Origin of the sequence: Streptomyces sp. JH002 (genome assembly GCF_050916115.1) — a bacterium.
In the GTDB taxonomy this organism is placed as follows: domain Bacteria; phylum Actinomycetota; class Actinomycetes; order Streptomycetales; family Streptomycetaceae; genus Streptomyces; species Streptomyces xiamenensis.
Genome location: NZ_CP087989.1, coordinates 5,957,890 through 5,983,110, shown reverse-complemented (window position 1 = coordinate 5,983,110; position 25,221 = coordinate 5,957,890). Strand labels below are relative to the sequence as shown.

The 25,221-nt window shown below is 72.1% G+C and carries 23 protein-coding genes and 1 pseudogene; 12 read left to right on the top strand and 12 right to left on the bottom strand.

Translation table 11 applies throughout. The features are described from left to right. From H7827_RS27505 to H7827_RS27490, 4 genes are all read left to right on the top strand, one after another. Positions 1 to 708 carry a hypothetical protein gene (locus H7827_RS27505; RefSeq protein ID WP_432747721.1) on the top strand — a complete coding sequence of 236 codons (708 nt, stop codon included), beginning with the start codon at positions 1 to 3 and terminating at the stop codon, positions 706 to 708. Further along, positions 705 to 1,895 (top strand): 3-deoxy-7-phosphoheptulonate synthase, encoded by a 1,191-nt coding sequence (locus H7827_RS27500; protein WP_432747719.1) that lies wholly within the window; start codon positions 705 to 707, stop codon positions 1,893 to 1,895. The genes H7827_RS27505 and H7827_RS27500 overlap by 4 nt, the downstream gene beginning before the upstream one ends. Before the next feature lie 61 nt (positions 1,896 to 1,956). Further along, positions 1,957 to 3,045, top strand: a complete 1,089-nt coding sequence (locus H7827_RS27495; RefSeq protein WP_386533431.1) for an AMP-binding protein — start codon at positions 1,957 to 1,959, stop codon at positions 3,043 to 3,045. Continuing rightward, complete coding sequence (locus H7827_RS27490; RefSeq protein WP_432747718.1) at positions 3,045 to 4,508, top strand: aldehyde dehydrogenase family protein; 1,464 nt, start codon at positions 3,045 to 3,047, stop codon at positions 4,506 to 4,508. The genes H7827_RS27495 and H7827_RS27490 overlap by 1 nt, the downstream gene beginning before the upstream one ends. Positions 4,509 to 5,007: 499 nt before the next feature. On the opposite strand, the gene H7827_RS27485 is transcribed toward H7827_RS27490, so the two are convergent. The 3 genes from H7827_RS27485 to H7827_RS27475 form a co-directional block, all read right to left on the bottom strand. Continuing rightward, entirely contained in the window at positions 5,008 to 6,798 is a 1,791-nt protein-coding gene (locus H7827_RS27485; RefSeq protein WP_432747717.1) for an asparagine synthase-related protein, read from the bottom strand. Between the two features lie 133 nt (positions 6,799 to 6,931). Continuing rightward, positions 6,932 to 7,057, bottom strand: a complete 126-nt coding sequence (locus H7827_RS27480) for a lasso RiPP family leader peptide-containing protein (protein WP_107046937.1) — start codon at positions 7,055 to 7,057, stop codon at positions 6,932 to 6,934. A gap of 301 nt (positions 7,058 to 7,358) precedes the next feature. After that, a complete protein-coding gene (locus H7827_RS27475) occupies positions 7,359 to 8,381 on the bottom strand; it encodes a LacI family DNA-binding transcriptional regulator (RefSeq protein WP_386533439.1) in 1,023 nt (340 codons plus the stop codon). Between the two features lie 288 nt (positions 8,382 to 8,669). Between H7827_RS27475 and H7827_RS27470 the strand changes: the two genes are divergently transcribed. The 3 genes from H7827_RS27470 (at position 8,670) to H7827_RS27460 (ending at position 12,234) form a co-directional block, all read left to right on the top strand. Next, on the top strand, positions 8,670 to 10,133 hold the full coding sequence (locus H7827_RS27470; protein ID WP_432747716.1) for a Gfo/Idh/MocA family protein: 1,464 nt from the start codon (positions 8,670 to 8,672) through the stop codon (positions 10,131 to 10,133). A gap of 604 nt (positions 10,134 to 10,737) precedes the next feature. Next, positions 10,738 to 11,583 (top strand): SDR family NAD(P)-dependent oxidoreductase, encoded by an 846-nt coding sequence (locus H7827_RS27465; protein ID WP_432747715.1) that lies wholly within the window; start codon positions 10,738 to 10,740, stop codon positions 11,581 to 11,583. 465 nt (positions 11,584 to 12,048) lie between these two features. Continuing rightward, positions 12,049 to 12,234 (top strand): hypothetical protein, encoded by a 186-nt coding sequence (locus H7827_RS27460; RefSeq protein ID WP_432747714.1) that lies wholly within the window; start codon positions 12,049 to 12,051, stop codon positions 12,232 to 12,234. 6 nt (positions 12,235 to 12,240) lie between these two features. Here the strand turns inward: H7827_RS27460 and H7827_RS27455 are convergent, their stop codons facing one another. From H7827_RS27455 to H7827_RS27440, 4 genes are all read right to left on the bottom strand, one after another. Continuing rightward, positions 12,241 to 12,450, bottom strand: coding sequence for a hypothetical protein (locus H7827_RS27455; RefSeq protein ID WP_432747713.1), 210 nt, complete (start codon positions 12,448 to 12,450; stop codon positions 12,241 to 12,243). A 228-nt stretch (positions 12,451 to 12,678) separates the two neighbouring features. After that, positions 12,679 to 13,947: a CynX/NimT family MFS transporter gene (locus H7827_RS27450; RefSeq protein ID WP_432747711.1), complete on the bottom strand. Its 1,269-nt coding sequence runs from the start codon at positions 13,945 to 13,947 to the stop codon at positions 12,679 to 12,681. A gap of 66 nt (positions 13,948 to 14,013) precedes the next feature. Next, positions 14,014 to 14,721, bottom strand: coding sequence for a FadR/GntR family transcriptional regulator (locus tag H7827_RS27445; protein ID WP_432747710.1), 708 nt, complete (start codon positions 14,719 to 14,721; stop codon positions 14,014 to 14,016). A 148-nt stretch (positions 14,722 to 14,869) separates the two neighbouring features. Next, positions 14,870 to 16,111: an MFS transporter gene (locus tag H7827_RS27440; RefSeq protein WP_432747709.1), complete on the bottom strand. Its 1,242-nt coding sequence runs from the start codon at positions 16,109 to 16,111 to the stop codon at positions 14,870 to 14,872. Between the two features lie 697 nt (positions 16,112 to 16,808). Here H7827_RS27440 and H7827_RS27435 point away from each other — a divergent pair. Continuing rightward, a complete protein-coding gene (locus H7827_RS27435; RefSeq protein ID WP_432747708.1) occupies positions 16,809 to 17,975 on the top strand; it encodes an aldose epimerase family protein in 1,167 nt (388 codons plus the stop codon). A gap of 195 nt (positions 17,976 to 18,170) precedes the next feature. Here the strand turns inward: H7827_RS27435 and H7827_RS27430 are convergent, their stop codons facing one another. The 4 genes from H7827_RS27430 to H7827_RS27415 form a co-directional block, all read right to left on the bottom strand. Further along, entirely contained in the window at positions 18,171 to 18,773 is a 603-nt protein-coding gene (locus tag H7827_RS27430; RefSeq protein ID WP_030726883.1) for a response regulator transcription factor, read from the bottom strand. Next, the gene (locus H7827_RS27425; RefSeq protein ID WP_432747707.1) at positions 18,770 to 19,912 is read right to left on the bottom strand and encodes a sensor histidine kinase; all 1,143 of its coding nucleotides are present in this window, start codon (positions 19,910 to 19,912) and stop codon (positions 18,770 to 18,772) included. The genes H7827_RS27430 and H7827_RS27425 overlap by 4 nt, the downstream gene beginning before the upstream one ends. Next, the gene (locus tag H7827_RS27420; RefSeq protein ID WP_432747706.1) at positions 19,909 to 20,031 is read right to left on the bottom strand and encodes a hypothetical protein; all 123 of its coding nucleotides are present in this window, start codon (positions 20,029 to 20,031) and stop codon (positions 19,909 to 19,911) included. Before H7827_RS27420 ends, H7827_RS27425 begins: the two co-directional genes overlap by 4 nt. Positions 20,032 to 20,108: 77 nt before the next feature. Next, entirely contained in the window at positions 20,109 to 21,323 is a 1,215-nt protein-coding gene (locus tag H7827_RS27415; RefSeq protein WP_432748067.1) for an RNA-guided endonuclease InsQ/TnpB family protein, read from the bottom strand. Positions 21,324 to 21,414: 91 nt separating this feature from the next. Here H7827_RS27415 and tnpA point away from each other — a divergent pair. The 4 genes and pseudogenes from tnpA (at position 21,415) to H7827_RS27395 (ending at position 24,468) form a co-directional block, all read left to right on the top strand. Continuing rightward, a pseudogene (gene tnpA / locus H7827_RS27410) lies at positions 21,415 to 21,845 on the top strand (IS200/IS605 family transposase). Positions 21,846 to 22,182: 337 nt separating this feature from the next. Beyond that, positions 22,183 to 23,073, top strand: a complete 891-nt coding sequence (locus H7827_RS27405; RefSeq protein ID WP_432747705.1) for an ABC transporter ATP-binding protein — start codon at positions 22,183 to 22,185, stop codon at positions 23,071 to 23,073. A 45-nt stretch (positions 23,074 to 23,118) separates the two neighbouring features. Further along, the gene (locus H7827_RS27400; RefSeq protein ID WP_432747704.1) at positions 23,119 to 23,838 is read left to right on the top strand and encodes an ABC transporter permease; all 720 of its coding nucleotides are present in this window, start codon (positions 23,119 to 23,121) and stop codon (positions 23,836 to 23,838) included. A 126-nt stretch (positions 23,839 to 23,964) separates the two neighbouring features. Beyond that, positions 23,965 to 24,468 (top strand): hypothetical protein, encoded by a 504-nt coding sequence (locus H7827_RS27395; protein WP_432748066.1) that lies wholly within the window; start codon positions 23,965 to 23,967, stop codon positions 24,466 to 24,468. A 208-nt stretch (positions 24,469 to 24,676) separates the two neighbouring features. Here the strand turns inward: H7827_RS27395 and H7827_RS27390 are convergent, their stop codons facing one another. Continuing rightward, positions 24,677 to 25,117 carry a VOC family protein gene (locus H7827_RS27390; protein WP_432747703.1) on the bottom strand — a complete coding sequence of 147 codons (441 nt, stop codon included), beginning with the start codon at positions 25,115 to 25,117 and terminating at the stop codon, positions 24,677 to 24,679. Between the last annotated feature and the right edge of the window lie 104 nt (positions 25,118 to 25,221).

Sequence of the window (25,221 nt, the reverse complement as noted above, 5' to 3'; positions counted from 1 at the left end):
ATGACCGAGAACGAGAAGACGCCGGCCCGCGGCGTGATCACGGAGACGGGGGCGGTGCCGAGCGGCGCCGGCTCCCGTACCGCCTTGTGGAAACGCCGCCTCTTCGAGGCGGAGGCGGGCCTGACCCGGTTCGTCGTCGAGACACGGGGCGGGGCCCAGTTACAGAACCTGCTGAAGGTCAAGCACGCCATCTTCGAGTCGCTCCCGCCGGGCAACGGGGAGCAGGAGTGGAAGGCCGCGTTCTTCCGGGGCCAGGCGCTCATGGAGCAGTTCGTCGTGGCCCACTTCGGGCACGGCCAGCTGGCGGCCTGGGCGGCGTCGAACAGCGCCGTCTACGCCGCAGTCGACTCCGCTCCCAAACACGACGCCGCCGTTCCGCTGGAACGGCTCGATCACCAGGCGGACCTGTACGGCTCCGCCACCGAGTGGCAGGAGCGCGGGGCGGACCGTGCCGTGCTGCGCGTCGGGCACTGCGCCATCTGGGACTACCGCGAACTGGCCCGCGCGCGCGGGGTGACGATCACGCTGGCCTCGCCGTGCGAGTACTGCGTGCCCGCCACGACGGCCATGATCACCGCGAAAGGGCTCAACGCCGGGCACGAACTCACCGCGGGCCGTGACGGCAACGGATGTGTGTGGACCGCCGCACGTGACCTCCCCCCGTCCGGTACCGGACACCGCCCCGCTTCCGAAGGACACCAGCCATGACGGGACACACCGGGCCCGAGCTGAACGCGCCCGCGGCCGCACACCGGGCCGGCTTCGCCGCGCTGCCCGCCCACCAGCAGCCGGAGTGGCCCGACCGGGCGTCCCTGGAGGCGGTCTTAGGGGCGCTCCCGCAGGATGATCTGGTGAGCCGCCGGGCGGTGGACGGGCTGCGGCACGAGCTGGGCAACCTGGACGCGGGCGGTGGGCTCATCCTGCAACTGGGCGACTGCGTCGAGGACATCGACACCGACGTCACCTCCGCCACCTGCAACAAGATCGCTTTCCTGACCCACTTCCGGTCCCATCTGCGCACCCGCACCGGCCGGGACATCGTCGCCGTGGGACGCCTGGCCGGGCAGTACGCCAAACCGCGCTCCCAGGAGTACGAGGTCATCGACGGTGTGATGCTGCCCAGTTACCGCGGACCCATCATCAACTCCCCCGCCCCGAACCGGTCCGCGCGCCGCCCCTCACCGGCCCGCGTCGCCCAGGCGCACACCGCCGCCCGGTCCGCGTACGCGGCGATCGCCGACTACCACCGGGCGACGGCCTACCTGGATCCGATCTGGACGAGCCACGAGATGCTCCTGCTCGACTACGAACTGCGTTTTCTGCGGGGCACGGAGGAGGGCAATCATCTCGCCACCACGCACTGGCCGTGGATCGGGGCCCGCACCCGGCACCCCGGTGGCGCGCACATCGCCGTCGCCGCCACCCTGAGCAACCCGGTCAGCGTGAAGATCGGACCGGACACCTCCCCGCGGGAGGCGGCCGAACTGGCCCTCACCCTGAACCCCCGCGACGAACCCGGCCGGCTGACCTTCATCGCCCGCATGGGCCACCGGAACATCGAGGCGCTGGAGCCCATCGTGCGCGCGGTCCACCGGCACCGCGAACAGGTGCTGTGGATCAGCGATCCGATGCACGGCAACACCGTCCAGGCCGCAACCGGCTTCAAGACCCGGCACGTCGAGCACGTCATCGCCGAACTGACCGGTTTCCAGGCCGTCGTCACGGCCGCCGGCCGCCGCCCCGCCGGGCTGCACCTGGAGGCCACCCCGGAGGACGTGTACGAGTGCGCCGAGAACTCCCGCGAGCCGCGCGACGCGACCCGCTACCGCTCGCTGCTGGATCCCCGGCTCAACCCGGAGCAGACCGCCCGCGTCCTGGGTGCCTGGCGCGCATGAGCCCACGCAACCCGCGCACCGCCTCCCGCACCCCCGCGTACCGGCCACAGGAGAAGACCTCATGACGCGTTCCCTGCCCGACCTGGAAGACACCGAGGACATCGAGGACATCGACCCCGAGGAGTATCTGCGCGCCGCGCTGCGCTGGCACTTCTCGGCGGACACCGGCTCCCCGCTGTGGCTGGAGCTGGCGCGCGGACTCGACTTCGATCCCCTGCGCGACATCACCTCCTTCGAGGATCTCGCCCGCTTCCCGGACATCGCCGGGCCGCTGCGGGAGCGACCCGTCGGCGACCTCCTCCCGGCGGGGCTGGCGAAGGACCCGCCGCCCTCCGTCTTCGAGACCGGCGGCACCACCGGCTCCCCCAAACGCCTTCTCTACACCGAACGCTGGACGCGGCGGGCCCTGCGGTGGAAGACGGCCGAGCTGCGCGAGGCCGGATTCCCCGCCGGTGAGCCGTGGCTGGTCGCGATGCCGTCGGGGCCGCACGCCTTCGGGCACACCACCCGGGCACAGGCGAAGGCGCTGGGGTCCGTGCTGCACACCGTCGACCTCGACCCCCGCTGGGTGAAGAAGCTGATCTCCTCCGGTGCCGGCCCGGAGCCGTACCTGGCGCATCTCGTCGATCAGCTCGGGCACGTCATCCGCACCCAGCGCATCGCCGCGCTCACCACGACGCCGCCGATCCTGTCGGAACTCCTGCTGCACGAGGAACTGGCCGACCGGCTGCGCCGCGGCCTGTCCTACCTGGCCCTCGCCGGCGCGCACCTGGACGAGGACACCTACGACCTCATCGCCGCGGCCCTGCCCGGCACCGTCGTCCAGAACATCTACGGCAGCACGATGGTGCTCACCACCGCGAAGCTGCGCGACGCCGCCGCGCCGCCACCGGCCGCCGTGTACGACGGCTATCCGCCCTTCGTCACCTTCTCCGTCGTCGACCCGGACACCCACCGGCCGGTGGCGTACGGGCAGCGCGGCCAGGTCCGGATGAGCCACCTCAGCAGCGGGGTGTTCATCCCCAACAACCTGGAACGGGACTCGGCCGTCCGGGTGCTGCCGCCGCCCGGGGCGGTGGGCGACTCCCTGGGCGCGCCCCGGCCGCTGGCCGCGTTCGACGGCGAGCCTGTTGTCCAGGGGGTCTACTGATGGCCCCCGGCGCCGGGCCGGCCACCGCCGTGCGGGAGACCGTGGTGGACCTGCCGCTGCTGACACATCAGGGCACCCTGCGCACCCGGGCCCGGGAGACGGTGCACGGGGTGGACGGCCGCCGGCTCGCCACCCTGTCCCTCGCTCCGGAGCTGCTCGTCTCCCAGGCCCTGGCCGCCCAGCGACGCGCCGATCCGCTGCCCGCCCCGGAGCGGGAGCGGCGGCTGGGCGAGGCGGCGGACCGGTTCCTCGGCGATGTGCTGGGCGGGCTGTCCTTCGCCGAGCACTGCGCCCGTGTCCAGGCGGTGTCGGGGCACAACGCGCCGCTGACGGCGGCGCTGAGCCGCGCCGTGGCCGAGGGCATCGCGCGGGCTCCGTCCCGCGCCGACCGGGCCCGGCCTCTCGGGTCGGTGCGCTCCTGGCGGGAGGCCGCCCGGGAGCCGGGGGCCGGAAGCGGCGTGTGGACCCGGCGCGGTGAGACGCTGGCCGCGGTGCTGTCAGGGAACACCCCCACCATCCAGAACGGCTGGCTGCAGGCACTGGCCCTGGGGTACCGCGTCGCGGTCCGGCCCTCGCGCCGGGAGCCCTTCACCGCCCACCGGGTCATCGCGGCACTGCGCGCGGCCGGGTTCCGGGACTCCGACGCGCTGTACCTGCCCTCGGCGCACGCGGGGGTGCCCGTCCTGCTGCGCCGCGCCGATCTGGGCCTGGCCTACGGCGGCGCCGACATCGAGGCCGCGTACGGTGCCTCACCGGCCGTCAAGGTCGCCGGGCCCGGCCGGTCCAAGACGCTGGTCACCGGGGGCCGGCCGTCACCAGAGGCCCTGGAGGCGGTGGCGGATTCCGTGGCCGACCTCTCCGGGACGGCCTGCGTGAACACCACGACGGTGCTCGTCGAAGGCGACCACGTCCGGTTCGCCCGGGAGCTCGCCGGCGTCCTGCGCGAACGGGCCGCCGGGCGGCAGACCACGGAGCGGCACCTGGGGCCCCGGGTCGCGGAGGAGACCGCGCGGTCCCTGATCGCGTACGTACGGGGCGGTACGCGCGGGGCGCGCGCGGAGATCCCCCTGGAGGAGGTGGCGACACCGCATCCGCAGGGGGGTGTGGTGCTGGGGCCGGCGGTGTTCACCGCCTCCGGCTCCGGTGGCGGCGGGGTGTTCGGCGCCGAACTGCCCTTCCCGTGCGTGTGGGTCGCCCCCTGGACGCCTGCGGACGGCACGGGTCCGCTGCGCGACTCGCTGGTGGTGAACGTCATCGGCGGGGACGGGGAGCTGATCGACGCGCTGCTGCGGGAGCCGAGCATCACGAACGTGTACCGCGACACACCGACGGTGCACAGCGACGGTGATCTGCCGCACGAGGACTACGTGGGCGACTTCCTCATGCGCAACAAGGCCGTCGTCTCCCGGCCCCGCGCCGGGCGCCCGACGCCTCGCGCACCGTCCGCGGACGGGCTCTCGTGAGGACAAGGCCGCGGGCGCGGGGCCGGCCGGTGGTGTGCGCCGGTCAGGTCCAGTCGATGATCCGCCGGACCAGGCCCGTGACGGTCCGTCTGATCCCCCCGAACAGCCCCGCCGCCACGGACACATCGGCCCCCAGCACTGCCGCGTCCGCGCGGTACGACCCGGCGCGGCAGGTGGGGCACGAACGGGGCCAACGGCGCTTTCGCCCACCGCACTTCTTGCATGTCGCCATGTTCCGCCGCTCCCCTTGTTCCCCGTCGCCGCAGGAGAGGACGTGCTCGCGCGGCTTCCCCGACCGACAGGTTCCGTCGGCGACGCGTCAGCGGGCCGCCTTCGCGAGATCTGTTTATCAGGTCCCGCGCCCCGGCGGGAACGCGCCCTGACGCCGGGTGCACCCGGAGACCCCGCCGACTGCCCCCGGGGGCAGTCGGCACGCACCGTCCCGCACTGTCCGCCGTCCGCGACCGGTGGCCCGCGGGCGGGTGGCCGGCCGCGCCCGTCAGCGGGCGGGTGAGCGGAGCCAGACCTCGCACGCCACCGTGGGCAGCAGACCGTTGATGTCGGCGACGGTGGCGTGCGAGTGCAGCGCGCCGCGTGCCCGCTCCGGGTCGATGAGGCCCCCGGCGGCGAGCAGCGAGGTGTCCAGGAGGGACCGCAGGGGGCGTCGCTGTCGGCGCAGCGCGCGGTGGAGATCCGCGTCGTACCGGCCCTTGGTCGTCCGGCTCAGGTTCCCGGGCGGGACGACGCCGTCCATGGCGGCAATCAGCAGCGGCTTGAAGCGCCCGGGCAGGTCCGTCTCGGTGGGCCGCGCCGACAGGGCGGCGGTGACGACGTGATCGTCGTGGTAGGGGGAGGCGTACGGGGGCCCGGCCAGGGTGGAGCTCAGTTGCCGTACGGCGTTGCCCCCTTCCCTGATCAGGCACAGCACGAAGTGCTGCCAGCGGTGTGCCGCCAGCGGCTCGGCCCGGCCTTCCAGGACGCCGCGCAGCACCGCGCGGGCGGCGTGCACCGCCTCGGGGGTGGCCCAGGGCGGCATCCGGGGCGGCGGCTGCCACCCGAGCCGGCCCAGCAGTTCGTGGGCGGGTGGCCCGTCCAGGTCCCGCAGGAGGTGGCGCAGCCACCGCGGGTATCCGGGAGGCGCGGCGACGGCGCGCAGTCCCGAGAGGGTACGGACGCGGTGGTCGAGACAGCGGCGCCGCAGGTGGCGCAGCACGTGCCCGGGGCGGCTCAGCGCCAGATCGGCCAGGTAGGGCGGCGCGGCGGTGAACAGTTCGTCCCCGCCGCCGCCCATGAGATGGAGCCGGGACCCGGCGGCTTCCGCGCGCCGCAGGACATCGCTCTGCTTGGCGACGTCCCGGACCCAGGGCACCGGCTCCTCCGTCCTCAGGCGCAGCGTGTCGATCCCGGCGTACCAGTCGGGGGTCCGCGGCGCCCCGATCACCAGATGGCGGGCGTCCGGCAGGGCGCCGGCGGCCCGCCGCGCCCAGAGCGCGTCGTCGTTGCGGGGGTCGGCGCTCTCCCAGCGCACCGTCACCAGCCGGGCCCCGCCCAGGGAGTCGGCGGTGAAGCACAGGCTGGTGGAGTCCAGGCCGCCGGACAGGTCGGCGCTGATGGTGCCGCCGCCGGCGGTGCAGGTGGCCACCGCGCGGGTCAGCGCCTGCCGCACCTCACCGGCGGCCTCGCGCAGGGAGCGTTCGGGCTCGGGCGGGCTCCACCACCGGACCCTGCACTCGGAGCCGTCCCGGTCCCAGGTCAGGGCGTCGTCGGGGCGGACCGCCGTCACTCCCGGCCACAGGGTGCGGCCGCCGAGCGCCGCCCAGGGCATCGGAGGGTCCAGCAGCCGGGCGGCCAGCATCTCCGCGTCCGGTGCCGCGCCGAGCAGGGCGGCGAGCGTGCCCGCGTCCGGGGCGGCGACCGGCACACCGTCGACGCGGGCGGTGAACACCCGGCAGGTGGCCGAGGCGGCGCCCCGTACCCATACCCTGCCGTCCACGGTCGCCAGCAGGTGGTAGCTTCCCGCCGTACCGGCGACCGCCGCCTCGACGCCGGGGAGATCACGGACCCGGGCGATCCGCGCTCTCAGTTCCTCGGGGGTCAGCGCGCTGCGCCCCAGCACCGCCACGCGGACGTGTCCCACCCGCGCCGTCACCGCCGCGCTGCCGTGCCGGGCGCCCACCAGCCAGGGGCGCCCCGAGGCGTGCCGCAGGCTCCGCGCGCCCGGCTCTGCCAGGCGGTGCGCCAGGGCGGCGGCGGCTTCCGTGTCCGGCAGCACCACCCACGAACCGTTCATCAGCCCCACCGTCCTCCACGCCTACGCCACCCGGGAACCGCACGCGGTCCGTTCCGCGCCCGCCGGGCGGACGGGCCAACGGGGGCGGGACGAATCTCCGGTTGTCCCGCCCCCGTCATCGCGACGATCGCTCTCAGCCCCACGTCTGGAACGGCGGCGCGCCCCCATCGGCGCGGGTGCCGAACCCCCCGAGGGTGACCTCGGTGAAGTCACCGGCCTCGGTCACCCGCGGCGGCTCGTAGGACTCCGCATCCTCCATACAGCTCACCTCCGTTCCCGGCCGAACATGGGGAATGTACGGGCCGCCCGGCCGAGCGCGGCCCGCGATGACCTCCCCACCGATGCCGGGCCGCAAAGCGCTGCCCGGGGCAAACCGCCGGGAGAGGTGGATCCGAGGCCCGGGCCGGGCGGGAGCGCCCCCGCCGCACGCCGCCCGCCCCACCAGGCGCACGACCGGGCCGCGCGCCCCGCCCGCATGCCCCGTCAGGGGGCAGGGCGGCAACGGATGCCTCGGGCCAGGGACGTGTCGGGGGTTCGGGTCGAAGGCGGGGCCGTACGGGTCAGCGGGCCGGACCGGTGGAGGCGCGCCAGATGACCTCGGTGAACGGCGCGTTCTCCTCGGGGGCCGTCTCCCCCTTCAGCGTCGCCAGCAGTTGGCGGGCGACGCGGCGGCCGATGATGTCGTGGTCCACGAAGACGGTGGTGAGCGCGGGGGGCATGGCCGCCCCCACCGGGCTGTTGTCCCAGCCCGTCACGCTCAGGTCCTGCGGCACCCGCCAGCCACGGGCGACGGCCCCGCTGATGGCCCCCGCCGCCAGCAGGTCGTTGGCGGCGATCACGGCGGTCACTCCGCTGTCGGCCGGCAGCGCGACGACGGCCTCGCGGGCCCGCTGGGCGAGCCAGTGGCAGTCGATGACGGCGTGCGAGGTCAGGCCCAGGCGCTCGATCGTCTCCAGGTACACGTCGCGGCGGCGCCGCGCGGACAGGTGCTCGTAGCCGCCGGCCAGGTGCAGGAAACGGCGGTGCCCCTGCCGGGCGAGCCCGGTGACGATCTCGGCCATGGCCTGCGCGTCGGCCAGTTCACCGATGCTGCGCATGTGCGCGTCGTAATGCGGGGTGACCACGATCGGGGTGCCGCTGGAGGCCCGGCGGGTGTCCAGCGGCAGGGCGGTGAGCGCGAGCAGGCCCTCGTAGAAGCCCGAGTCGGCCAGTTCGAGGGCGCGTTCGGCCCGGGCCCGGGAGGTCCCGTCCAGGGTGAAGACCTCCACCCCGTATCCGGCCCGGTGCGCCTCGTCCTGGGCGCCGGCGAGCATCTCCAGCGAGCTGACCGCCGTCCCGTGGGGAAGCAGGAACGCCAGCCGCCCGGTGTGCCGGTTGCGCATGGCCCGGGCGACGAGGTTGGGCCGGTAGTCGAGTTGTTCGACGGCCAGGCCGATGCGCGCACGCAGGTCCGCGTGGACGGTGCCGTCCGCCTTGAAGTAGCGGGAGACCGTCTGGTGGGAGACCCCGGCCAGCCGCGCGACCTCCCGCATGGTCGGACGCCGCGGCGCCGCGTGTCCGCCCCCCGGGGGCTCACTGCTCATGGCGTTCCCTTCCGAGCGGTCACGGAGGAACATCTTGACACACGGAAGAACGCAAACCTACGGTTGAGTGACCGTTCACTCCGTGCCGAACCACCTCGGGACCGTCCCGGAAAACGCTTCTGAACAGGCTGTCTCACTCATCGCTCCAAGGAAACAACTCCTCGGACCGGCGAGCAGGTGAACGTTCACTTCGTCATCGCATCCGATCCCCGACCGGTACGGCGAGGGTCCCCGCGCGGCCAGCCGCGCCCCCTGTGCCGACCGAGACCGAAGGACGAGAACGGACCCATGAGCATCCACAGCCCCGTCGACCAGAACCCCACGGCGCCCCTGCCGGCGTCGAGCCGCAGCGCGACCCCGGCAGCCGGTGTGGTGCCCGAGTTCGCGCCCCCGCCGGCGGACCGTCCGCGCAAGCGCTACGCCGTGGCCGGCACCGGTCACCGGGCGGGCATGTACGTCTCCGCCCTGACCGGGGACCACGCGGACGTCGGCCAGATCGTCGCCTGGCTCGACCCGAACCCCGGCCGCATCGACTGGTACGACGCGCAGGTGCGCGACGCGGGGACCTCCGACGCGCGGCCCCCGGCCCTCCCCCGTTACACGCCCGACGAGCTCGAACGGATGGTGGCCGAGCAGAAGGTCGATGTCGTCATCGTCACCAGCCCCGACCACACCCACGCCGCGCTGGTGGAGCGCGCGCTGCGGGCCGGGGCGGACGTCGTGGTGGAGAAGCCGCTCACGACGGACGCCGAGGGCTGCCGGCGCATCACCCAAGCCGTCGCCGAGACCGGCCGCGATGTCGTGATGACGTTCAACTACCGCTACGCACCCAGGAACTCCACGCTGCGCGAGGTGATCGCCTCGGGCCGCATCGGGACCGTCACCGGCGTCCACTTCGAGTGGGCGCTGGACACCGTGCACGGAGCGGACTACTTCCGCCGCTGGCACCGGGAGAAGGAGAACTCCGGCGGCCTGCTGGTGCACAAGTCGAGCCACCACTTCGATCTCGTGAACTGGTGGCTGAACGATGTCCCCCGCCGCGTCTTCGCATCCGGCGGACTGCGGTTCTACGGGGACGTCAACGCCCGCGAGCGCGGCGTGGGCGAGCGGCCCGAGCGCGGCACCGACGCCCCGGGCGACCCCTTCTCGCTCGATCTGCGCTCGGACCCCCGGCTGGAAGGGCTCTACCTGGACGCCGAGCACCACGACGGCTACCGCCGCGACCTCGACCCGTTCGCGCCGGGGATCACCATCGAGGACAACATGGCCGTGCTCGTCGACTACCGCGGTGGCGCCCTCCTCACCTACTCCCTCAACGCGCACAGCCCCTGGGAGGGTTACCGCGTCACCGTGAACGGCACCGCCGGGCGCGCCGAACTCGAAGTGGTCGAGCGCGGCTTCGTGGACCTGCCCGAGGACGGGGAGGCCGTCCTCGACCCGTCGGCGACCCCTGTCCCCTCCGCCGGCGAGGCGCTGCGGCCGGACGGGGAACGCCTGATCGTCCAGCGCCACTGGGAGCGGGCCGAGGAGGTCCCCATCCCGGCCGGCATCGGTGGGCACGGCGGCGGCGACGCGATCCTGCTCATGGACGTCTTCCGCGGCGACCTGCGGCTCGCCCCGGACCCGCTGCGCCGCCCGGCCGGCTACCTGGACGGGGTGCGCGCGGTCGCCGTCGGCATCGCGGCCAACGAGGCCATGCGCACCGGGCAGCCGGTCCCGGTCGGCGAGCTGGGTCTGGGCACCGACCTGTAGCCGCCCCTCCCCCGGGCGGGGGCGTCGGGCGCCGTCGCCGTGACGGGACCGGGCCCCGGTGAGCCATCGGCCCGGTTGACGGGTGCGGCGCAGCCGGGGTCCGGCGGCGCCGCACCGCTCCCACGGTCCGGCCACCAGGTGCCGCGGCCCGTCAGGTGCAGGGTGGCCGGTGCCCGGCTCAGGGCGGACGCGGAGGGCTTCCACGGCGATGCCGACCAGCAGGCCCATGCCGATGATCTTGATCATGGCGACGCTGTTGGCCGAAGGAGCGCAGAAAGGCGACCTTCGGTGCCGGTTAGAAGGTGCCGGCCCGGCGGTGTTGTGGTGGACGGGGCTCGCGGTCACCGCGACCAGCGCTTCGTCCGGGGCCGGTTCGGGCATGGGGGTGTCGCCGAATCGCGGCGATTCACGGACGTCCTTGTCCTCGATGCACTTTCCCGTCCATCCTCGGTCAATCCCTATGTTTTCTTGGCAGGACCCCTACGCATTCGATGGCCATCGGGGGGCCAGGAGGTTTATGAAAAGCGGCCTTTCGTTTCGCCCGGCGGACGCTAGGGTTTTCACCGACCTCCATGTTCGTTCCTGGCTTGTTGGGAGTCCATCAATGCAGCGGAACACTTCTGCCCGAACCATCGTGGTGGCGGGCGGAACCGATGGGATGGGTCGGGCCACCGCCTTGGCCCGTCTCGAGCGCGGCGATACGGTCGTGGTGATCGGACGGAGCGCAGAGAAGGCCGCCGGACTCGCGGGGCAGGCGGAACGGCTCGGCGCGGCCGATCGCTTCGCATTCATCAAGGCCGACCTGGGATCCATCGCCGAGGTGCGCAAGGTGATCGCCCGCATCGCCGAGGCGTACCCGGTGGTGGACGCCCTGGTGCTGACGGCGAACAGGCAGAACATGAAGCGTCAGGAGTCCCCCGAGGGACTTGAGTCCACGTTCTCGCTGTACTACGTGGCCCGTTACCTGCTCGGGCACGGTCTGGCGCCGCAGTTCGACGCCGCGCCCGACCCGGTGATCATCAATGTCGCCGGCCCCGGCACCAAGGCCGGCGCGGTGCTCTGGGACGACCTCCACCTCAACGGCAAGTACAACACCATGCGGGCGCAACTCCAGGCCGGGCGGGCCAACGACCTGCTGGCTGTCGCCTTCGCGGAGGACCCCTCCAGCAAGGCCAAGTACGTGCTCTACCACCCGGGATTCACCCAGACCGACGCGATCAACCAGTTCAACCAGCCGCTGCGCTCGATCGTGAAGCTGTACGCCAAGGTGGGCGCCAAATCGGTCACCGACTCAGCGGCGCCGATGGTCGAGTGGATCGAGAACCCGCCCGCCACACGGCTGACCGTGGACGACCGCGGCAAGCCGGTGGACCTGGGTCTGAAGATGTTCGACAAGGGCAACGCCGCCCGGCTGGCCGTTGTCACCGAGGAACTGCTCACCCAGCGGTGAGAGCTCTGCCCGGCCCCTGCCGACCTACGTCCCTGCCGTGTCCGGCCCCGAATCGGGAGGCGGCGCGATAGGGGTGTGCGGGGCCGCAATCAACGATTTACCTGGCCGGGATTCGGTTGAAGGGGGAACCCTTCTTGTTTCCTGTCGCGTATCCACCCGACGTCCGGTTCGGACCCTCATCAATTCCCGGTGCAGGTCCGACATCATTTTCCGGATACCTGCGCCGGTGAACGAAGACCACAGCTCGCAGCGGTGGAATACCGTCACGGGCGGACGCGCGAAGGCCGACACCGCCCGCTTTCCGACGCATTGAGCCGACCTCGATAACGTGTTCCGCTTCGCGACCGCCCAACATCACGTCGAATCGTCGCGAAACCGCCGCTGTGCTCGGCGATTTCGCCATGGCAGCTCCACGCAGGGCTGGTGACAAAAAAGGGGGCCCGGCCCGCGATTGACAGCGCTCGAGTGACTTTCCGGCGCAATCCGTCGACCGAACTGCGCCGGAGCTTCACCGAACACACCGCCGACCCCGGCCCCCTGGTGCTCAGCGCCGCCTGTTCGGAGACCGAGGACTCCATGCCGATCAGCACCATCGCCCAGGCCCACCAGCGCCGGCCGATGGTGGCCACCGAGTCCCTCTTCCGCACATGAGAAGGTTCACGGACCTGACGCGTTGAAGCCGTTCGTGAGGTCCTCCACGGCGCCGAAGAGGATCTGGCCCACCTGGGTGGGTGCGAGCAGCACGCCCAGGACCAGCACGAGGAACACGGTGAGCTTCTCGTCGGCGCGGCTGCGGGCCTCGGTCCGCCGCCGCAACCGCAGGAGGACGACGACCGCGAGCAGCACGGCGACGTTGATGTTCAGCAACCGCTCGACCTCTCCCCCGCGTCCGGCAGCACAGCGGCGCGGCCCGGCACCGGGCCCTGTCGGCTCATGTCTACAGCCATGCGCGGCGGCGGGGGGCAGTTGGCCTGTCAAAGGCAGAAAATGATCACCACTGACCGCGGTGACCTGCATATGCGTTCACCGTGCGAGCACCACTGTCGGTGACGGTGGGCGGGCCGGCCCACCGCCCGCCCGGTCGACCGGGCGGGGTCAGATCCGGCGGTCGCGGCCCGCGCCCAGGGCCAGCAGCATCAGACCGCAGCACACCAGCAACAGGGCGGTCAGCGGCACGGTCCAGCCGCCGGTCGCCTGGTGCAGGGCGCCCAGGACGAAGGGGCCGAGCGAGGCCAGCAGGTAGCCCCACGTCTGGGACATCCCCGAGAGACGGGCGGCGGTGTGCGCGTCCCGGGTGCGCAGCACGATCAGCGTGAGCGCGAGCCCCAGCGTGCCGCCCTGGCCGACGCCCAGCAGTACGGCCCACAGCCAGGCGCCTCCCACCGGGTTGATCAGCAGACCCGCCACGCCCGCGGCCATCAGGCCCGCCGTGACAGCGCCCAGCGCCCGCTGGCGCCGCATGCGCCCGGCCAGCACCGGCACCAGGAGCGAACCGCTCATCTGCACCAGGGTGCTGAAGGCGAAAACCAGGCCGGCCTCCCCCTTGTCCATGCCGTGGTCGCTCAGCACCGTGGGCAGCCACGCGATCACCACATAGGCGACCAGGGACTGGCCCCCCATGAACAGCGTGATCTGCCAGGCCAGCGGCAGGGAGGTCAGGCGCGGCCCGGGGCGCGGCGCCGGGCGCCGCCCGGCCGCCGCGGCGGGGGTCCTGTTCTTGCGGGCGAGGACGACATGGGGCAGCCACAGCAGGGCGGAGAGCGCGGCGAGCAGCGACCAGGAGACAAACGGCCCCTGCCAGCCGCCGAGCGCCCGCTCCAGCGGTACGGCGGTGGCCGAGGACACGGTCGCGCCCAGGATCATGGTCGTGGAGTACAGCGCCGTCATGGGCGCGACGTGGTCGGGGAAGTCGCGCTTGATCAGCCCCGGCATCAGCACGTTGAGCAGCGCGATCGCCGCGCCGACCAGGATCCCGCCGGCGAACAGCGCGATCACGGGGGGCGCGACGCGTACCAGGATTCCCCCGCACAGCAGCACCAGCGCCCCGAACAGCACCGCCTCCGTCCCGCGACGGGCGGCCAGCCTCGGGGCCACGAGTGACCCCAGCCCCATGAAGACCAGCGGCACGGTGGTGACCAGCCCGCCGGCCGTGGCCGACAGCCCGAAGTGGTCCCCGATGTCGGTGAGCAGCGGGGAGACACCGGCCACGGCGACCCGCATGTTGAGCGCCGCGAGGACGATGCCCAGCAGCACCAGTCCGCGGTGCGGAAGCGCCGGCCGCCGCGTGGGCCGGATGGCCGGTGGCGGGGTGGGGAGGTCCTGTCCGGCATCGATCAGGGGTATGCCGGGCCGTGCTTGTGACAACGTGCGTCACCTTTCCGTTCTGCGGGTTGCTGTCGGTGCTGCCCCGGTCGGGGGCCACCGGGCCGGTCAGTCGTCGGCCAGCAATTCCTCGACCTGCCGGAGCGGTCGCTCTAGCAGTGCCCGGGACGCCGCTTCCGCCGCCGCGGGGTCTCCGCAGGCGATGGCGTCCAGCAGCGCCCGGTGATCGGCGTGGTTCACCCGTGCCATCTCCCGGTCCGCGAGGGAGGCCACCAGGGCCTCGCGCACGCTCGCGGCGAACCAGTCGTACAGCGCGGTCAGGGCGGTGTTCCGGGCCGCGTCGACGATGGCGCGGTGGAACGCCACGTCGTGGTCGGCGTACAGCTCGGTGTCCCCCGCGCCGGGGCCGTTCTCCTGCCGCAGGAGCAGTTGTGCGTCCAGGGAGGACTGCATCCGCTCCAGGTCGGCCGGTTCGCGGCGCAGTGCGGCGAGCCGGGCGGCTTCGGCCTCCAGCGCGGTGCGCAGCTCCAGGACGTCACGGATCGAGGATCGCTGGACGGCGCGCAGCGCGGACGCGGGATCCGTGACGGAGACCACGAACGTCCCCTCTCCCTGGCGGGAGCGGAGCATCCCCGAGTGGACCAGGACGCGGACGGCCTCGCGGACCGTGTTCCGGCCGACCTGGAGGGTTTCGGCGAGCGCGTGCTCCGTGGGCAGCCGGTCACCGACCGCCCACTCGCCGGAGGTCAGCTGCGCCCGCAGCTGTTCGACGACCGTGTCCACCAGCGACTGCCGTCCTGCGGCGTGCAGTGCCATGAGCGCCCCTCCTTCAGACCTATCGGCTTCTTGCCCAGTCATCCTACAACCGGATTTACCGAAGACTGAAAGGCGGACGGATCGGGCACAACGACGGCTGTCGCGGGGAGGCCGTCCTCCGTACGCGCCCCGAGCGGTCTCTTCGCCCTCAGTCAGGATCCGGAGCGGAACCGTGCACCGTGAGCCGGTCCCGCAGAGCGGTGAGGGTGAGCAGCGCGAACAGCGTGCCCGCCATCGGGACCAGGAATCCGGCACCGTCCCCCAGCCGGTCCTCCAGCTGACCGGCCGCGGTGACGGCGATGGCCTGTCCGAGTGCGACCGCTCCCGTCAGCCAGGTGAAGGCCTCCGTACGCGCCCCGCCGGCCACCATGTCGCCGACCAGGGTGTAGCCGGTGATGAGGGCGGGGGCGATGCACACGCCCACCAGGAGACCGAGGCCGGCCAGCACGAGGACGGAGTCCGTCGTCCACAGGCAGGACGCCGCGAGCGCGAGCGCCGCGTAGGCGCCGAGCAGCCGGTGCCGGGGGGCGGTCTTCCAGATGATCGCGCCGCACACGATGCCCGCGATCATGTTCCCCCCGGCGAAGACGCCGTAGAGGACACCGTTGAGCCCGGGCCGGCCGATGGACTCGGTGAACGCGGCGAGGGACACCTGCATGCCGCCGAAGACCGATCCGATGCCGAGGAACGCGACGACCAGGACCTGCACCCCCGGCACCCGGATGGCGCTCCCCCGTGCCGCCCGCGCCCGCCGCGCACGGACCACCGGTGGCTGGGTGCGCCGCTGCGCCGCGAACAGCAGTCCGCCGACCAGGGTCAGCGAGGCTTCCGCGACGAGCCCGGCGGCGGGTGTCACACCGGTGCACAGCGCGGTGGCGAGCAGGGGGCCGATGACGAACGTGAACTCGTCGGTGACGGATTCGAAGGCCGCCGCGGTGGGCGCCAGCGGCGAGTTCCTGAGCCGGACACTCCAGCGGGCCCGCACCATGGGGCCGATCTGGGGGACGCTGGCCCCGGTCGGTACGGCCACCGCGAACAGCGCCCACAGGGGTGCGTGGGACAGGGCGAGCCAGGTCAGGGTCAGTCCCGACAGCGCGTGGAGCAGGACGCTGGGGACCAGGACCGCGCCCTGGCCGTACCGGTCGGTCAGCCGGCCCGCGAGGGGCGCGCACACCGCCATGGCCACCCCGGTGGTGGCCGCGACGGCGCCCGCGGCGCCGTAGGAGCCGGTGGTGTGCTGCACGAGCAGCACGATGGACAGGGTGAGCATGCCGAACGGCTGGCGTGCCGCGAAACCCGGGAGCAGGAACGTCCACGCGCCGCGCGTGCGCAGCAGTTGTCCGTATCCGGGGCGGGGGGAGGTCGACGTCGGTGCGACCGTGGCTACCACGGCCCTTGCCTTTCTGCGGCCTGGTAGCGCGCCCGTGGCGGCGCCGAGAGCTGTCCTCTTGCGCTGAACTGCGGTAGATACCGGAGCTCGTCGAAGGGAGCATCCGGCCGCCATACGGTCGCGCCAGCTCTGCGTCAGGCAGAGGTGGTTCTGATCGGTGATCGTCAGCCTACCCGACCGGGCGGGGCCGGACCGGGGCCGTCCCCCGCCGTCCGGGCAGGCCGGAGGGGTCACCGACGTCACCGGGCGCGATGCCGCGGCGAACACCGACCGCCGTCGCCCCGGCCCCGGCCACCCGGGCGTCCGGGTTCGGCGCCGGAGAACGCACGCAGGGACGACGGCGCGGACGCACTGCCGGCCCGCTGGTCTCCCGCGTCGGCCGGTACGGCCGGCTGGCTGCGGGTGCTGTGCGCCGACCACGACCTGTGGGTCACCGAGGTCACGGGGCCCACGGAGGTGATCGACGTGATCCTCGACGACCCGACGCTCCGGAGGCGATACGCCTGCCCGGGCCCTCTGACGCCTCGCCCGGCCCCACCCTCTTGACGGGTCATCGTCACGTCACTACGTTCGCCCCGGATTTCGAACTGCGTACGAGATTCTGGACAGGCACGGCGTGACAGCCGCTCCCGAGTTCGCGGCGAGGTGCGCGCCGTTCCAGCGAACACCTCGTCACCTCCAAGGAGCCGCACCCGACATGAGTCCCGACAGACGCACCGTTCTCACCTCGGCCGCCGCCGGCGTCGCCGCCACCGCCGCCGGGGTCGCCCAGGCCGGCACCGCACGGGCCGCCGGTCGGCACCGGCCGGGCGACGCCACCCCGCGCCGGGAGACCTTCGGGCGGCTGCCCGACGGCACCCGGATCGACCGCTGGACCCTCGCCCGCGGCGGCACCCGGCTCGGCGTGCTCAGCTACGGCGGCATCGTGCAGACCCTCGACATACCCGACCGGCACGGGCACGGCGCCAACGTCTCCCTCGGCTTCGCCACCCTGGAGCCGTACCTGAGCGCCACCACCTACTTCGGCGCGCTGATCGGCCGCTACGGCAACCGCATCGCCGAGGGCCGTTTCACCCTCGACGGGCGTACCCACCAACTCCCGCGCAATGACGGCCCCAACAGCCTGCACGGTGGTGACGCCGGATTCGACAAGCGGGTGTGGAACATCACCGCCACCGGGCCGGCCGCCCTCACCCTGCGCCGGGTGAGCCCGGACGGCGAGATGGGGTACCCCGGCGCCCTGGACGTAACCGTCACCTACACCCTCACCGACGACGGGGACTTCCGGATCGACTACCACGCCACGACCGACGCACCCACCGTCGTCAACCTGACCCAGCACACCTACTTCAACCTCAGCGGCGAGGGCAGCGGATCCGTCCTCGACCACCGGCTGGAGCTCGCCGCCTCCCGCTACACCCCGGTCGGCGCCACGCTCATCCCCACCGGCGAACTCGCCCGCGTCGCCGGGACCCCCTTCGACTTCCGCCGGCGCAAGCCGGTGGGCCGGGACATCCGCACCGCCCACCAGCAACTGCGGTACGGACAGGGCTACGACCACAACTTCGTGCTCGACAAGGGCATCACCTCCCGCCCCGGCCCCGCCGCCACCCTGGACGACCCCGCCTCCGGCCGCTCGATGTCCGTCCACACCACCGAGCCCGGCGTGCAGTTCTACAGCGGGAACTTCCTGGACGGCACGCTGAGCGGCACCAGCGACCGCTTCTACCGGCAGGGCGACGGCCTGTGCCTGGAGACCCAGCACTTCCCGGACTCCCCCAACCAACCGGGCTTCCCCAGCACCGTGCTGCGCCCCGGTGGCACCTACCGCTCCACCACCGTGTACTCCTTCGGGGCCCGCTGAACCGGCCGGCCCGACCGGCGAGGACCCGCGCGTGCCGGAATCACCCCCCGAATCGACGGCAGCCGGCGGCGTCCCGCGACCGGTTCACCTACACCTTCCCGCGCGTGCCGCCGCGCTGACACGCGGGGCCGGGCGGACGCTCCCGGGTCCTTCGGGCGCCACCGTGCGCCCGAAGGACCCCGGCGCACCGCCCGGTCACAGCCAGTCGTGTTCGCGCGCGTACCGGGCCGCCTCGTGCCGGGTCCTGGTCTGGGTCTTCTGCATCGCGTGCGAGAGGTAGTTGCGCACGGTGCCCTGCGCGAGGTGCAGCCGGGCGGCGATGTCGACGACCGAGTACCCCTCGCCGGTCGCCCGCAGCACGTCGATCTCCCGTTCGGTGAGCGGGCAGTCGTCGACGACGGCGAGGGCGGAGACGTCCGGGTCGATCCACCGCCGGCCCTCGTGCAGGGCGTGAATGATCTCCGTGAGGTGAGCGGGTTCGGCGGACTTGCTGGCGAAGCCCCGCACCCCCAGCCGCAGCGCCTTGCGCAGCACGCCGGGCCTGGCGTGCCGGGTCAGCATGAGGATCACCTGCTGCGGCCGGACCCGGCGGATCTGTTCCACGGCGCCGAGCCCGTCCACCCCGGGCATCTCCAGATCGATGACCAGCACGTCCGGGCGGTGCTCCAGCGTGGCCCGTACCGCCGAGGCGCCGTCCTCCGCCTCGGCGAGCACCGTGATCCGGTCCTCCAGCGCCAGCAGCGCGGCCAGTGCCTTGCGCAGCAGCGCCTCGTCGTCGGCGAGCACCACGGTGGTCATCGGACCTCCTCCCCCGCCACGGCCGGGAACGCCACGGACGTACGGAAGCGTCCGTCCTTCTGCTCGACCGTCAGCTCGCCTCCGCCGTCCCCCACCCGCTCGCGCAGGACGGACAGTCCGCTGAGCCGGGTGAGCGCAGCCGTCCCCGCTCCGTCGTTGACGATGGTGATGCCCGATCCGTCGAGGGTGATCCGTACGTGGGTGGCCTGCGCGTGCCGCAGGATGTTGGTGGTCGTCTCGCGCAGGACCTGACCGAGCAGTTCGTTCGCCGTCCGCTCGTCCATCCCGGGGTCCCGGTCCACGCGCACCCGGATGCCGGCGGCCTCGAAGAGGTTCTTCGCGTTCTCCAGCTCGACGGAGAGGTTGAGCCGCCGTTCGGCGTGCGCGAGTTCCTTGGTCTGGGTGATGGTGTCGCCGACCAGGGCGCGTACCTCCCGCAGCTCCTCCTCGGCGCGCCCGACATCGCTGTGCAGCAGCTTCTCGGCCAGCGCGATCTTCAGCTTCACCACGTGCAGGGTGTGGCCCTGGATGTCGTGCAGATCGCCGGCGAACCGCACGCGTTCCCGGAAGACGGCCAGCTCCGCCTCGCGTTCGCGTGACTCCTTCATGAGCTTGTAGAACATCTCGTTGGCGAAGGTGAGACCGGTGGCCATCGCCGTGACGCCGGTGGGGACGACGAAGTACGGGAGCAGGTCCTCGGAGAAGGCGTGCGGGGCCACGATCAGCCGCCCCGCGCCCACGGCGCCGACGAAGGCGACCAGGACCACGGCCGCCAGGGCCCGGTGCCGCCGCAGCTGCGGAATGAGGGTGGGACCCACGATCGTGAGGCCGTAGGACGCGGTCTGGAGGCCGGCGAACAGCGCCCCGTACGCCCACACCCCCGCCGTGATGGCCAGACAGGGCAGGGCGATGCGGGAGGTGTCGCCCCGGGCCCAGCGTTCGATGAACACCAGGGCCACGACCAGGCTCACGGTCAGCACGGTGGCGTCCCACCAGGTGCTGGAGTCGACGACCACCAGCATCACACCCACGAGGGTAAGCGGGGGCAGCACGGTGGCGCGGTTGAGCGTACGCAGCCGCCCGGAGATCGTCTCGTGGTGATCGATCGTGGAGTGCGGGGCCAGGTAGAAGGTGCTCACCGGTCCTCCCCGGGCCGCGGGGTGATCTGCCCCAGCAGGGGGAACGCCAGCGCGGCCGGCACGGTGAGGGCGGCCGCCGTCCACAGCGGCCACCGGTTGTTCTCCAGCCGGGACTCCATGCCGTCAGGGTAGAGGCCGAGGTCGAGGGCGTGGAGAAATTGAAGTGCTCTCCCAGCCAAAGCAGGGAGATTCCTGCCTACCTTGCGGTGGCGGGCTTGACGCGGCGAGCGCGCCTGGCGACTGCCCTCCCGGCAGCCGGGACGAGCGCGTGGCCCGTCCGGTACAGGTGCAAGATGTTCCGCGCTGCGTTGTGGTCGGCGTTGCCCCTCCATCCGCAGTCGGGGTTCCTGCACACGAACAGGGCCTGGGTCTCCCGGCTGCCGGGCGTGGTGAAGCCGCACGCGGAGCAGCGTCGGGAGGTGTTCGGGGCGGGGACCTTGGCCAGGGTGCCGCCCCGTCGGGCGAGCTTGTACGTCAGCATGGTGACCGTGCGGCCCCACGCCTCCTCGCTGACCGAGCGGTTCAGCCCGGATTTCTGGGCGACGTTCCTGCCTGGCTGGTCCACGGTTCCCTTGGCGGACTTGACCATGTTCGTGATCTGGAGTGCTTCCACCACAACGGTGCCGTACGTGTCGGCGATCTTGGTGGTGGTCTTGTGCTGCCAGTCCGAGGCCCGGCGCTTGGCTTTCGCGCGGAGCCCTGCGATCTGGTCGTAGGTGTGGTGCAGGCGACGGGAGGTGCGTTCGCCGGGCTTGCGGTGCTTCTTGCGGCGGGCGGCGTGCTGCTCCAGGCCCAGGAGCCTGGCCTGTTCCCTGACGGTCAGCCATTCACCGTGCCCGTACGTCTCGCCGTCGGACAGGGCGAGGGGCACGGTGATGCCCACGTCGATGCCGGTTTCCGGCCCCTGGTGGGGTTCGGGGACGGGTTCGAGGGTCTGGACACGGAAGGCGATATGCCAGCCGAGCGGGTCTTTGACCAGCCGGGCACCGGTGATCCGGTTGTCCTTGTCGGCGCGCTTGCCGACGGGGAGGTCCTTGGTCCAGCGGAAGCGGACACGGCCGATCTTCGGCAGGTTGGCCATGCCCCACCGGCGGTGGACACGGACGATGTTCAGATCCCGGCCCTGCGGCACGTCCACGGTCAGGGCGGTGCGGAAACGGGCCTTGAAGTTCGGGGCGTCCGCCCGGCCGTCCCAGCAGTTCTTCCACGCCTGGAAATACGTTTTCAGCACCGCCTGCGCGGCCTGAGCGGGAAGGAGGGCGAGGAAATCGATCTCCTGGCGGGCCTGGCGGATCGCGGCGTCCGCGCATCCGAGCGTGCGCTTCTCCTTCGGCATCATCTGCCACCACGCGTGCAGGCAGTTCCACATCGTGCGGGCCGCGTGCGCCTGGCCGTCAGCCTTGAGCGCCATGGCAGGGGACAGTGCAAGCCGGGCGCGGTACCCGAACTGCCGCACCTCCACACCATGATCACTCATGGACGACACCATACTATATTGGTTTATGTCAACACGCTGGAACTCAAACCCCGACGTACACACCGGACGTCACGTTGTCCACAACCTCCATGTCCACTCGGTTTTTGTGACGAAGTACCGGCGGAAGGCGTTCACCGACGTCATGCTGACCGTTGCGAGGAGATCATGCGCGAGGTCTGCACGGACTTCGCGGCCGAGCTGAAGCAGTTCAACGGCGAACAGGACCACGTCCACCTCCTCGTCCACTACCCGCCCAAGGTCCAGCTCTCCAAGCTGGTCAACAGCCTCAAGGGCGTCTCCTCCCGCAGGCTCCGCCAGGAATACGACGCGCACGTCCGCCGGTACCTGTGGGGCGGACACTTCTGGTCCGGCTCCTACTTCGCCGGGTCCTGCGGCGGGGCACCGCTGACCGCCGTCAAGCAGTACATCGAGAACCAGCAGCGCCCCGCCGGCTGAGGACGACACCCCGGACCCCTGCACCAGCGCGGGTCAGAGCAGCTCTGAGATGACCTTCACCCCCGCCGTAAACGGCGGAACACTGGCCAAGGTCAAAGGCAGACCGCGCACACCACGACGAGGACGGTCATACCGGCCATCAGCGGCATGCGCGGGGATCTGGCGCCCATGTGCGGCTCTCCCGGGATCGAACGGCGGGGTCACTGTCCGCAGTATTCCGGCCGGACCGGACGGCACACCAGTGACACCGTGTCATGGGTTTCGGCTGAGGAACGTCATCGCCGCCGATGACACCACGCCACTGCCGGGGACGGCCCGCGCCGGATGGAATCGGTGCATGACCACCACACCCGTCATCGACGTCGACCGTCTGAACCTCGTCTACGGCGACTTCCACGCCGTGAAGGACCTGTCCTTCCAGGTGGGGCGCGGAGAGTTCTACGCGCTGCTCGGCACCAACGGAGCCGGCAAGACCTCCACCCTGGAGATCATCGAGGGCCACCGCACCGCCACGTCGGGGACCGTACGGGTCTTCGGCCACAGCCCGCGCGACCGGAGCACGGTGCGGCCCCGGATGGGCATCATGCTCCAGGAGAGCGGATTCTCCCCGGACCTGACGGTGCGCGAATCGGTCCGGCTGATCGGGGACCTCACCCGCCGCACCGACAAGGCCGAACGCGTGCTGGGCATCGTGGACCTCACGCACAAGGCCGGCACCAAGGTCTCCCAGCTGTCCGGGGGCGAGAAGCGCAGGCTGGACTTCGCGACCGCCATCTACGGATCACCCGAGCTGATCTTCCTGGACGAGCCCACCACCGGTCTGGACATCCAGTCCCGGGACGATCTGTGGGACTCCGTGGACAAGCTGCGCGAGGACGGCTCCACCATCGTGCTCACCACGCACTACCTGGAGGAAGCCCAGCAGCGGGCCGACCGGATCGGACTCATGCACCAGGGCACCTTCCACCGGGAGGGAACCGTCGCCGAGCTGACCCGGACCCTGCCCGCCGTCATCCGCTTCACCCTCCCGGCACAGGCGTCGGCGCTCCCGCTCCACGCCAGGCCCGACGGGGAGCGCGAGGGCGGGTACGTCATCGAGACCTTCGGGCTCCAGAAGGACCTGCACGCCCTGCTCGGCTGGGCCGAGGACAACGCGGTGGAACTGCGCGACCTCCAGGCAGGACCGACGCGGCTGGACGACGTCTTCCGCGCCATCGGCAGCAACTGACCACCAGCCCCCACCCGGCACCCTTCCCGGAAAGACGCCTTCACCATGCTCTCCATCGCGCTCAGCGAGCTGATCCAGATCTTCCGCAACCGGCTGATCCTGGTCACCAGTTTCATCATGCCCGTGGCGGTCAGCGCCTACTTCATCTACCAGCACGAGGTCTTCGCCGACCTGGGGAGCCTCGGCTACATCGCGGCGGTGGTGGTGTTCACCGTGGGGGCCTTCGGCCTCTACACCACCACGGTCACCACCCTGGCCTCCCGCCGCCAGAACCTCTTCCTCAAGCGGCTGCGCTCCACCGCCGCGGGCGACACCAGCATTCTGTCCGGCCTGGTGTTCCCGGCCACCGTCATCGCGCTGGTCCAGGTGGTCGCGATCCTCGCCGCACTGGCCGGGGTGAGCGGCAGTCCTGCCAACGTCGCGCTGCTGGCGGTGGGGGTCCTCGCCGTGGTGGCGATGATGCTCGCCCTGGCGCTGGCCACCGCCGGGCTGACGAACTCGCCCGAGCACGCCCAGGTGACCACGCTGCCGGTCAGCCTCGGCGTCATCGCCGTCGCCAGCTGGGTGGGCATCAGCGGCACCGAGGAACTCGCCACGCTCAAGCGGCTGCTGCCGGGCGGCTCGGCCACCGAACTCCTGATCGACTCCTGGAACGGCGGGGTCGCGGTCACGGACTCGCTGATCCTGCTCGCGCCCACTTTCGGCTGGGTCATCGCCTCCGTGGCGCTCGCCTCGCGCCTCTTCCGCTGGGAGCCGCGCCGCTGACCTGGCCCCGGGGTGACCGCGCGGGGAACTGCGCGGCGGCCCCGGTCGTCCCCTCTGCCGACACGCACACCGGCGGACGCATGGCCGTACGCCCCTCGTACGCTCTCGCTGGAGGCACCCGTGGCCATGGTCGGCCTGTTCTGGATCACCGAGGAGTCGGTCCATCTGGGGGCCGAGCCGATCGGCCCGACATCCGGGGTGCGGCTGACGGAGGACGGAGTCCAGGGCCTGGGGAACGCCCCCGACCCGTCCTGGAGCTGGGACGAGGTGCGGCGGGTCGAGATCCGCGACGTGAAGGTGCGCTCCGTCGCACGCCGCCGGGTGGCCCTGACCCTCGGGGCGCTGTACGCGGCGGTGACCGGCGACGCCGACGAACCCCCCTCCTGCACTCTGCGGGTGGAGACGGCAGACCGCACCGCGGAACTGAGCTTCTACGCCTCCGCCGTCGGCGGGATCTACTCGCCGGCGGAGTTCGCGCTCTCCCGGACTCTCCTGGACCGGATCGCCGGCGGCGGAGCCCGGGTCGGTGACCTGCTCGCCTGGCGCCGCGAGCAGGCGGACGACACGACCCCGCCCCCGGAGGAGCGCGAAGCGCTGCTGCGCATGTGGGCCGAGGGCCAGGTGTATTGATCACGGGCGTTGTCGACAGTGGTCAGGGGTTGATCGATCGAAGGCGAAGACCCCGGCTGGGGTTCTGGCGCCGTGTTGTTCGAGTGCGGCGTCGACCGAGCCGGGAGATACCGGGCCGTGGCAACGAGGTACGACGAGCTCGTGGTCCGCCACGAGGCAACCGTTCCCGTCGCGGCCACCAACGAGTGGCTGTGACGAGCACGGATCCTCAGCTTCCGAAACCGGTCAGCGCGCCACGGTCGTCAAACCTCGCACGGGATGCCCAGGCGATCTCCCAGCGATTGCCTTCCGGGTCGGCGATGTACGCCGACCGGCCACCCCACGGGCGGTCCACCGGATCAGCCACTGCGACGGCACCCGCCGCCACCGCGCTCGTGAAGGCAGCATCCACCTGTTGAGGGCTGTCCACATTGCAGGCGAGCGTGATGCCCGACCACACAGCGGGAGACGGGATCGCGGTCGCCGCCTCGGCTGCCAGCTCATCCACCGGGTACAACGCCAGCAGCACGCCACCGAGCAGGAAACCCGCCCACTCATCGTCGCTGGAGGGGATCTCCTCCCATCCCAGAGCACGGTAGAACCGGCGCAACCTCGGCAGGTCACGGGTGCCGAGGGTCACCACAGAAAGGCGGGAAGGCAGCTCAGACATGGCCACGATCATGCCGCCGATCGGCTTCCGGCACCAAGCAGTACGCCCGGGGCTCGATCGATGCACGCTCTCAGGGCGCGCTGGGGATAGAAGAACCGCCGGGC